At 63.0% G+C, this 8,682-nt stretch carries 9 protein-coding genes; 3 read left to right on the top strand and 6 right to left on the bottom strand.

Annotation, left to right across the window (positions count from 1 at the left end; genetic code table 11):
• Positions 1 to 124: 124 nt before the first annotated feature.
• The 5 genes from NF876_RS33020 to NF876_RS33000 form a co-directional block, all read right to left on the bottom strand.
• Entirely contained in the window at positions 125 to 340 is a 216-nt protein-coding gene (locus tag NF876_RS33020; RefSeq protein ID WP_262272383.1) for a hypothetical protein, read from the bottom strand.
• A 245-nt stretch (positions 341 to 585) separates the two neighbouring features.
• Complete coding sequence (locus tag NF876_RS33015) at positions 586 to 1,350, bottom strand: LuxR C-terminal-related transcriptional regulator (protein ID WP_262272382.1); 765 nt, start codon at positions 1,348 to 1,350, stop codon at positions 586 to 588.
• 281 nt (positions 1,351 to 1,631) lie between these two features.
• A complete protein-coding gene (locus NF876_RS33010; protein ID WP_262272381.1) occupies positions 1,632 to 3,932 on the bottom strand; it encodes a putative bifunctional diguanylate cyclase/phosphodiesterase in 2,301 nt (766 codons plus the stop codon).
• Between the two features lie 358 nt (positions 3,933 to 4,290).
• On the bottom strand, positions 4,291 to 4,581 hold the full coding sequence (locus tag NF876_RS33005; RefSeq protein ID WP_262272380.1) for a hypothetical protein: 291 nt from the start codon (positions 4,579 to 4,581) through the stop codon (positions 4,291 to 4,293).
• Positions 4,582 to 4,831: 250 nt separating this feature from the next.
• Entirely contained in the window at positions 4,832 to 5,251 is a 420-nt protein-coding gene (locus NF876_RS33000) for a DoxX family protein (RefSeq protein ID WP_262272379.1), read from the bottom strand.
• Positions 5,252 to 5,485: 234 nt separating this feature from the next.
• Here NF876_RS33000 and NF876_RS32995 point away from each other — a divergent pair, with 234 nt between their 5' ends.
• Complete coding sequence (locus NF876_RS32995; protein WP_262272378.1) at positions 5,486 to 6,283, top strand: DUF1194 domain-containing protein; 798 nt, start codon at positions 5,486 to 5,488, stop codon at positions 6,281 to 6,283.
• Positions 6,284 to 6,307: 24 nt separating this feature from the next.
• Here the strand turns inward: NF876_RS32995 and NF876_RS32990 are convergent, their stop codons facing one another.
• Positions 6,308 to 7,294 carry a Bug family tripartite tricarboxylate transporter substrate binding protein gene (locus NF876_RS32990; protein ID WP_262272377.1) on the bottom strand — a complete coding sequence of 329 codons (987 nt, stop codon included), beginning with the start codon at positions 7,292 to 7,294 and terminating at the stop codon, positions 6,308 to 6,310.
• Positions 7,295 to 7,621: 327 nt separating this feature from the next.
• Between NF876_RS32990 and NF876_RS32985 the strand changes: the two genes are divergently transcribed.
• Both NF876_RS32985 and NF876_RS32980 read left to right on the top strand, forming a co-directional pair.
• A complete protein-coding gene (locus NF876_RS32985; RefSeq protein ID WP_262272376.1) occupies positions 7,622 to 7,879 on the top strand; it encodes a hypothetical protein in 258 nt (85 codons plus the stop codon).
• Positions 7,880 to 7,919: 40 nt separating this feature from the next.
• On the top strand, positions 7,920 to 8,582 hold the full coding sequence (locus tag NF876_RS32980) for an alpha/beta hydrolase (RefSeq protein ID WP_262272375.1): 663 nt from the start codon (positions 7,920 to 7,922) through the stop codon (positions 8,580 to 8,582).
• Positions 8,583 to 8,682 lie beyond the last annotated feature (100 nt).

The raw sequence follows: 8,682 nt of genomic DNA, 5'->3' as shown, positions 1-8,682 counted from the left end.
TCAGCCACCCGCACCCGCAGATCGAGAGAATAGCAGTGACCCATGATCCACCTCCCGTTCCACAGAGTGAATCACAGATCTCACCAAGCCAAAACCCCGGGAGTCGGATTTCCTGTCCGGTGCTCTAGGCTGCGGCGCGCGAGCGATCCGGATGCTCTTCCCCCACAGCGCGTTCAAGCGCCATCAAAAGAACTCCGATGTCTTCATGTAGAAGATTGATGGCATTGCGAGCGTATTCGCGGAATTCTTCCTTGATGATTTCAGCTTCGCCATCCCAAAGGAAATCTTCATGCTCGGCATCGTAAAACGCGCGAGCGACCAGCTCGACCTGATAATCCATGTATGCCCCACTGCACCGTTCTGGTGATTTGTTTTCAATCTGATCCTGCGACGCCAATACGCTTTCACATCGTTGGGCGTGTGGTCCGCCATCAGGACGAGATCAGGCTTACAGCCGGGCTCGACTGATCCGCAACTCGCCACAAGGGCTACCCCCTTGGGAGTAGCGAGCGAGGCGACAACCTAAGTGCATGAGGCGATTCGCGGATTTCAGCCAGAAAGAAGGAGGGGGCTGGCGAAGAATCTCTACTCCCCCGGAACCAGGGAGCGCGGATTCTCCTGTGCAAAGTCGAGATTACCGGTCGCCCACATGGCCGCCTGAGTGCGGTTGGAGGCCTTCACCTTCCGCAGGATGGCTTTGATGTGGACCTTCACCGTGGCCTCGGCGACACCGAGTTCCCGCGCGATGACCTTGTTCGAGGCCCCCTGCGTGAGGCAGCGGAGAATCTGGGCCTCGCGGTCCGACAGCTTGTTCTGGAGCGCTGCGGGATCGTTGGCCGGTGCGGGGGCGCTGCTGTGGCTGAAACGAGCCCGGCCCTGCCGGACCTGTTCGAGGAGCGTGAGCCCGATCGAGGCCGGGATATAGGTTTCTCCGAGGATCACGATCTCGAGGGCCTTGACCAGGGCATGCCGGTCCATGCTCGTCGGGCAGAACCCATCCAGCCCGGCGCGGCAGAGTTCCATGACGGTTTCGGGTTCCATCGCGTCCGCCAGAACGACCACCTTGGCGGACGGGCACCGCGCCTTCAGCTCCTCTGCGGCGGAAGCATACTCGACGACCGACCGGCTGTCGCAGATGATGAACAGTGCAGGCTCATCGTCGGCGAAGGCTGGCATGGTCGAGAGATCCTCATATGCCTCTCGCGAGATGGTGAAGCGCGTTCCTGAGAGGATGTGGCTGATGCCGGTGCGCAGGAGGAGATTCTGACAGATCAGGACCGTAGCGACATTCTGGAAAGGGTCCTGAGCAATGGGAAGAATCTGCTCCTTGTAGACAACATCGTGTCTCATCTTTGCTGTGCCCCCAAATAGCGTTCTGCGATGTACCATGTCGGATCGTTTCGCCGTTCACAGATGACGTGGGGCGGGTGAGCCTTTGTCGGAAGCCGGCGGATCCGGGTAGCCGATCCGCGATCGGATCAAGCGTGGCGACAACATTCCGTAGAGGGATTAGTTCCTTGAGGCCATCGTCCCGAAAGGGGTAACTCTCCGCCTGGTGGAGCAAGACGACGGAGCCGTGCTGCCCTCTGTCGATCCAATGAGGTTGCTGCATTCTCCCGGCAATCCGCTGTTCAACTGGCCGTGACGGCCGAGGAGTCGAGGTAACATTGCATCTCCTTCGAGGCCCGACGGTCGAGCAACCGGGTTATCTGTTCCTGCGAAAGCGCCCTGGAGAACAGATGCCCTTGCATCTCGTTGCAGCCGGCCGTGTGCAAGAACCTCTTTTGGATCTCGGTTTCCACACCTTCGGCCGTGACGGTCAGGGACATGGCATGCCCGAGCGATACGATCGCCTTGATGACGGCTGCGGCCCTGGTTCCTTGGCCCAGGCTCTGGATGAAGGAGCGATCGATCTTGATCTTGTCCACCTCGAAGCGGTGAAGATAACCCAGGCTCGAGTAGCCCGTGCCGAAATCGTCGAGAGCGATGCGGAACCCGGCATCTCTCAGCGTGCGGAGCGCGTCGGTCGACCCACATTCCTCATCCAGCAGAACGCTCTCGGTCACCTCAAGCTCGATCCGGCCTGGATCCGCTCCACAGTCGCGGACAATCGAGATCACGTGATCGGCGAAGCCGGAGGATCGGAATTGAACCGGCGAAAGATTGACGGATACGAAGACATCGGGCCAGCGTCGGGAGGCAAGGCAGGCCTGACGCAAGATCCACTCGCCCAATTGGGCGATCAAGCCGGTTTGCTCCGCGACCGGGATGAACTGGCTCGGCTGGATGTATCCACGCGTCGGGTGCCGCCAGCGGGCAAGAGCCTCCACGCCGACGATCGTATCCCCGCTGACTGCGATCTGCGGCTGGTAAGCAACCTCAAGCCCCTCGCCGCTTGCAAGCGCGACGCGCAGCTCTTCCTCGATGATCCGGCGCAGCGTGACGGTCTCATCCATCTCGGGCGTGAAGACCCGGTAACAGCTTCGCCCCTCGGCCTTGGCGCGGTAGAGAGCGATATCGGCCTTTCGCAGGAGTTCGCTGCGACCGGTTCCGGCTTCGGGAGAAAGAACGAGGCCGATGCTCGTCCCGACGAAGATCTGGTTGCCCATGATGTCATAGTGCTCATGAGACAGTGCAAGGATCCGCTCGCACAGCGTCTCCGGTCCCTCCATTCCGGGCGCACAGACCTGCACGATGGCAAACTCGTCGCCTCCCAGGCGGGTGATGGTGTCGTCGCTCCCGACCAGTCTGGACAGGCGGATCGAAAACTCCCGGATGAGGCTGTCACCCGCAGGATGCCCAAGGGTGTCGTTGACATGCTTGAAGCGATCGAGATCCAGCATCAGCACGGCGACCGTCTCACCATCCTGCCGGCGTGCGATGGCATGGTTGAGACGGTCCTCGAACAGCGCCCGGTTGGGCAGTCCGGTCAGCACGTCATGAAAGGCCAGATGATGGGCCTGAGCCTCGCTGGCCTTCAGCTCGAGGACGGTTCTTTCCAGAGCCGACATCGATTGTCGCAGGCGCCGCACGAGCGCGCCAAGCAGGAGGAGAACGATCGTCGCCGCAACCGCCATGGCGGGTCCGACGGCTTTGAGAAGCCGGTTCCCCGGGAGCTCCGGCTTCCAGACGAAATAGCCGATGAGGTCACCGATGTCCGAGCGGATCGGCACCGATATCTCACCGGCTCTCGGATTGTCGACGACGGAAAAGCGCAATCCATCGATCAAGTTCTGCTCGGAGATGCGCTTGATGAAGTTTCCGTCGAGATATCGGATGCCGACCAGGAGGAACTCCTTGTCCTCAGGATATGGCACCGCATCCGATTCGGGGACGATCTTCATGATGCTGACCGCCGCAGGCCGACCCAGCAATTCGAGAAGATGAGCGTCGTAAACGGCCTTTCCGGTGATCAGGTGCGACGCTTCCGCATTCTCCGCCACATGCTCCCGATGCGGAGAGTCCGCCGCCCCGCGGATTCCCGCGACGAGGCTGCCGAGACTGTCCCGGACGCGCTCGAATTCGTGGTTCGAAATGCGCGTTCCATCGATCACCGCGTTGACCGGCTCGTTGCGGCCGTCGAGGATGTAGACCTCCTCCTGCCCGAATGTGCGGCTGAGCCAGACCCCGATATTCGCGTCGATCCATTTCAGATCCATCGGGCTCTTGCCGAGCTCGATGATGGCATCGTCCCAGATGGCGACCATCTCCTGCTCTCGCGCGAGTTCCTGAACCACGGCACGGATGCTGCGGTCCATCACCCGAAGCTGGCGCTCGGCGGAGACGTCGTTGCTCTTGTCGACCGCCCAGAGAATCGACGCGGCCCCGAGGGACAGGGTCGCCGCGGCGACGAAGAGAACGGGCAGGAGGACGCTGCGGATGAAAGGCAGGCCCGCACGATGAACGGAAAGGATCGAAAGAATGCTCTTCAACACGTCGGCACCGGAGCGATCGCCGGCGTTTGCTCGACCGAAAGGTCGCGACGGAATCGCGTTGAATGAATGTCTGAGGAATGGAAACCGTCGGGTTCTCACCGACCTGGCAGGAGGGCATCATGCCTTTGAGTCGCGCGCTGTGCGGGCGATATCTCAACCTGCCACAAGTTCATGCTGGCGATAACAGCCTTCTATGGCGGCCCTACAAAGTCATTAACATGGGTTAGGCTGCAACAGGTCTCCGATTCTATAGTTAAAATCCGTGCCCGTCGGCATGCCTGGAACCCATGAGGTGCCGTCCTGTGGGTGACGGCGTCGATGATCCGAACGTTCCGGCCCGAGGGCCGGGTTCGGCTCACTCGGGCTGCGCGTGATCTTCCAGCGCCTGGATGAGCTCCATGCACTTCTCCGCCACGATGCCGGAGACCTTCGGATCACCGTGGTAGTGGCGCATGGCGACGGCATTCGCCTGCTCGAAGAGATCCGTCAGATTTCCGGATATGAAGGGACGGGAGCTCGGAAACGCGAAGGCCTTGGGCTCGGAGCGCGACTTCGATCGCGACGGACGCTTGGGCTCGAAAAGCGTCAAAACTTCACACCGGTCGGCAATCTTCTTGAGATCCTTGAACGCGATGATCTCGGCCATTTCCTACTCCACGCAATACATGGGGCCCTGCCTTATCCTCTTCTGACGCAGAGGTCATGGGGCTTACCCGAAAAACGAGCGGTTCATGAAAACCGTTCCCAAGAATAATCGCACACGCCGGCAATGTGACCTTTCTCTTCCGAGTTACGATCTTTGAACCCCATATCCTGCCCGACGGGTCCGAACGGCGCCGGGCCGCGTCTCCCGGCGCCGCACCGAGGGCCTCCCGCCCTAGCCGCCCGAGCGAGAATCAGCGCTCCCACGAATGACGCGGCCCTGTCGGCTGCCTCGCCCCGTCGATGCTCCAAGCACCCGGGCCGGTGAAGACGAACAGCAGGAACACGAAGCAGTACAGGATAGCTGCATCGCCGCCGTTCAGGGCCGGGTATGGGCTCTGGGGCGCATGAAACATCCAGTAGGCCACAGCCATTTCGCCGGCGAGGATGAAGGCGACGGGCCGGGTGAACCACCCGATCAGGATCAGAAAGCCTCCGGCCAGCTCCAGAACGGCGCCGATCCCGAAGAGCGAGAGGAGCGGCGGCATTCCACCCTCGGGAGGGGCCGGGAAGCCGAACAGCTTCTGCGTTCCGTGCTCCATGAAGATCAGCGCCGTGACGATCCTCAGGACGGCCAGCGCGTGGGGCGACCAACGATCGAGAGTAGCGGACATGCGGATCAGACCTCCTGCTTGTGATCGGCCCTTCGAGGCGGGCTCGGATTTCGCCGTTCGGGTTATAACGCGGTCGGGAGGGACGACCATCGGGTCTCCTCGAAGACTCCCGCGACGCAACAGAATGACGCATTCCTCACGCTAAAGTGAGACCTCCGCATCGGTCCGTGAGACGATCCAACCTTGCCGAGGGACAGATTCGTGTCAGCTTTCTCCAAACGAATGGAGGTCGGAATGGGTGTCAGGCATCTGGGCATTGTCACGGCTCTCATGGCGGCATCGCTCTGGCTGCCGATTTCCGGCGCACGGGCGGAAACGGAGGTGGACGTCGCGCTCGTCCTGGCGGTGGATGTCTCGCGCTCCATGGATCCCGACGAGCAGGAACTCCAGCGCCAGGGCTTCATCGAGGCCTTCCGCTCACCCCAGGTCCATGACGCGATCCGCAACGGCATGCTCGGCCGGATCATCGTCACCTATTTCGAATGGTCGGGCGTCGACTACCAGAACGTCATCGTCCCGTGGACAATCATCGACAGCCCGGAGACGGCCCTGAAATTTGCCGACGGTCTGCACGACAACCCGATCGGGCGACTGCGGCGAACATCGATCTCGGGCGCGATCGATTTCGGTGCGAAGCTGCTGGAGCAGACGGGCGTCGAGCCCGTCCGGCGCGTGATCGACATTTCGGGCGATGGTCCCAACAGCAGCGGGCGGGGCGTCGCCGCGGCCCGCGACGAGGCCGTCGCGAAAGGGATCACCATCAATGGGCTTCCCATCATGCTCAAGCGCCCGAGCGGGTTCGGCGACATGGAGAACCTCGATCTCTACTACAAGGGCTGCGTCATCGGAGGCGAAGGCGCGTTCCTCGTTCCCGTTCGGGAGCGCCAGCAATTCGCCGACGCCATCCGCACCAAGATCATTCGCGAGATCGCGGCTCTTCCCGACAGCTCCCTGATCCGGACGATCCAGGCCGAGGTGCCGGCCAACTGCATGGATGGGGAGCGCGGGATGTATCGCTGGGACCGGAACTGACGGATCCGCTTCCCCGCGGCGGCCCTACTCGGGCGTGATGTTGGCGGTCCGGATGACCTTCTCCCACTTCGCACTTTCATCCCGCATGTAGGCGGCCATCTCGGCCGGAGAGCTCTGGAGCACGTCGATGCCGGCGCCGATCAGCTTGTCCCGGATCTCCGCCTTGGCCACGGCACCGCGATAGGCGTCGTTGAGCTTGGCGACGATCTCGGCCGGGGTATTGGCCGGGGCGACGAAGCCCTGCCAGGCCCAAGCCTCGAATTCCGGGTGATCGGCCGCCACCGGCGGCACACCGGGAAGGCCGGCGAACTCCTTCGGGGAGGCGACCGCGATGGCCTGGATCGGGCCGGAGAGCTGCGAGCGCGCCGTGGCGAAGTCGATGAACATCATGTCCACCTGCCCGGCCACGAGGTCCTGCACGGCCGGGGCGGCGCCACGGTAAGGCACATGGGTGAGCTTGATCCCGGCGGCCTGCGAGAGCAGCTCCGTGGCGAGGTGGAAGGGGCTGCCCAGGCCCGGTGTCGCATAGTTGATGCGGCTGGGGTTCTTCTTCGCCTCGGCCACGAGCTCGCGGACCGATTTCACCGGCAGCTTGTTCGTGTTGACGAGGAGCACGAGGGCGAAGCGGCCGGTCAGCGAGATGGGCGTGAAATCCTTGGTGGGATCGAAGGACAGCTTCCGATACAGGGTGCGGTTGGTCGCGAAGGTCGCCGTATCGCCCAGGAGCAGCGTGTAGCCGTCGGGCTCGGCCCGCGCCGCCGATTCGGCCCCGATATTGGTGCCGGCCCCGGGCTTGTTCTCGATGACGAATTGCTGGCCGAGCTGCTCGCCCATGGCCCCGAAGGCGAGACGGGCGAAAAAGTCCGTTCCGCCGCCGGCCGCATAGGGAACGATGACCCGGACCGGCCGGGTGGGATAGGTCGATTGGGCGGAGGCGGACCAGGGCGCCACGGCCGCGACGGCCGGTGCGGCGGCCAGGGTCCTGAGGATGCTGCGTCGGGTCGGATTCATGGCGTTCTCCCGGATGTGGGTCCCGTTACAGGGTTCAGGCCTCTCGCAGCAGATAGCGGACCCGAAGGCCGCGACCAATGCCGACTTAGCGCATCGGACGGAAAAGTGGACCCGGTTTTCCGCCTCATCCGATGCGCCGATCAAGAGAGGGAGCCTCGGATGAATCCCAAAAGTGGACACCACTTTTGGGTCCGAGGCTCTAGGTTGAGGATCACCCCGCCGGGCGCCCGGTCGCGCTCGGTTTTTTGCCGCTCCGGCTGAACATGGCGGCATTCCCTGCATTCTCCCCATGAGCGACGAAAAGCCATCCATGACAGGAGACGACGCATGGGCGTGAAGAAGGAAGAAGACGATCTGGTCGATGCCGGCTCAGAATACTCGTTACCGGCCAGTGACCCGCCATCCTATATGGGTGGCTCGGCCGTCGCCGGCCCTCCGCCGCAGAAGGAGCCGGCACGGGAGCCCGTCACCAAGGCGGTCTCCAACCCGGACGAGGTGAAGCCGGCCGGGGACGCCCCTCAAGGGACGGATCCTGCCGAGACGGGCGACGCGCCCAAGAAGCATTCCGGCGGAAACAACCCGTAGCCTGCCTCGAGGAGGCAGGCTATGAGCGGCGGGGCGTGGCATGCCTCAGGTCACCCGGCACTCGATCATCACTCTGCGCGATGTCATTCGCCTGCTTGAGAGTGAGACATCGGAGCGCCTTCAGCTCGTCACGACCGAGGGCGCGATGTCCTGCCGCCATCACCCGGCACGGGGCGCAAAAGCCATCCTTTGGGTATTCGGGGCCGGAGGTGGCCTCGGCGGCCCGGCGGGCGGTCTCTACACGCGCCTCGGGGCCGAATTCAGAGAGAGCGAGACGGCATCGCTCGAACTGGACTACCGTCGCCCCGGGCATCTGGACGACTGCGTCCTGGATGTGATGATCGGTCTCGCCTACCTGGAAAGCATCGGCAAGGATCGCATTGTTCTCGTCGGACATTCGTTCGGCGGCGCCGTCGTCATCAACGCAGGCGCCGCCAGCGACGCTGTGATCGCGGTCGCGGCGCTGAGCAGCCAGACCGCAGGCACGCAACCCGTCAGCAAGATCAGCCCGAAACCCGTCATCTTCATCCATGGCGAAAAGGATGAGATCCTGCCCCCGTCCTGTTCGCGGGATCTTCACGCCCGAGCCGGCGAGCCCAAGGAGCTCATCGTTTATCCCGGCTGCCTTCACGGTCTCGACCAGTGCAGGGAAGCTCTCGACCGGGATCTGTCCCGGTGGCTTCGTCGCGTCCTATCCGATTAGCCCGCCGCCTGCGCTTCCATCGCATGGCTCTTCTTGACGTGGGGACCTCGGTCGGGCGACGCTTCGCCAGGTCGAAGGCGTCGCCGGAACTCAGCACGTG

Source organism: Microvirga yunnanensis (assembly GCF_025460875.1).
Note: the sequence above shows the minus strand (reverse complement) of the source record. Positions and strands in the feature narration are given on the sequence as shown.

What these genes read in the sequence shown, in the direction of transcription:
- NF876_RS33020 (WP_262272383.1), bottom strand. Translation starts at nt 340, where the DNA reads ATGGATTATCAGGTCGAGCTGGTCGCTCGCGCGTTTTACGATGCCGAG.
- NF876_RS33015 (WP_262272382.1), bottom strand. Translation starts at nt 1,350, where the DNA reads ATGAGACACGATGTTGTCTACAAGGAGCAGATTCTTCCCATTGCTCAG.
- NF876_RS33005 (WP_262272380.1), bottom strand. Translation starts at nt 4,581, where the DNA reads ATGGCCGAGATCATCGCGTTCAAGGATCTCAAGAAGATTGCCGACCGG.
- NF876_RS33000 (WP_262272379.1), bottom strand. Translation starts at nt 5,251, where the DNA reads ATGTCCGCTACTCTCGATCGTTGGTCGCCCCACGCGCTGGCCGTCCTG.
- NF876_RS32995 (WP_262272378.1), top strand. Translation starts at nt 5,486, where the DNA reads ATGGGTGTCAGGCATCTGGGCATTGTCACGGCTCTCATGGCGGCATCG.
- NF876_RS32990 (WP_262272377.1), bottom strand. Translation starts at nt 7,294, where the DNA reads ATGAATCCGACCCGACGCAGCATCCTCAGGACCCTGGCCGCCGCACCG.
- NF876_RS32985 (WP_262272376.1), top strand. Translation starts at nt 7,622, where the DNA reads ATGGGCGTGAAGAAGGAAGAAGACGATCTGGTCGATGCCGGCTCAGAA.
- NF876_RS32980 (WP_262272375.1), top strand. Translation starts at nt 7,920, where the DNA reads ATGCCTCAGGTCACCCGGCACTCGATCATCACTCTGCGCGATGTCATT.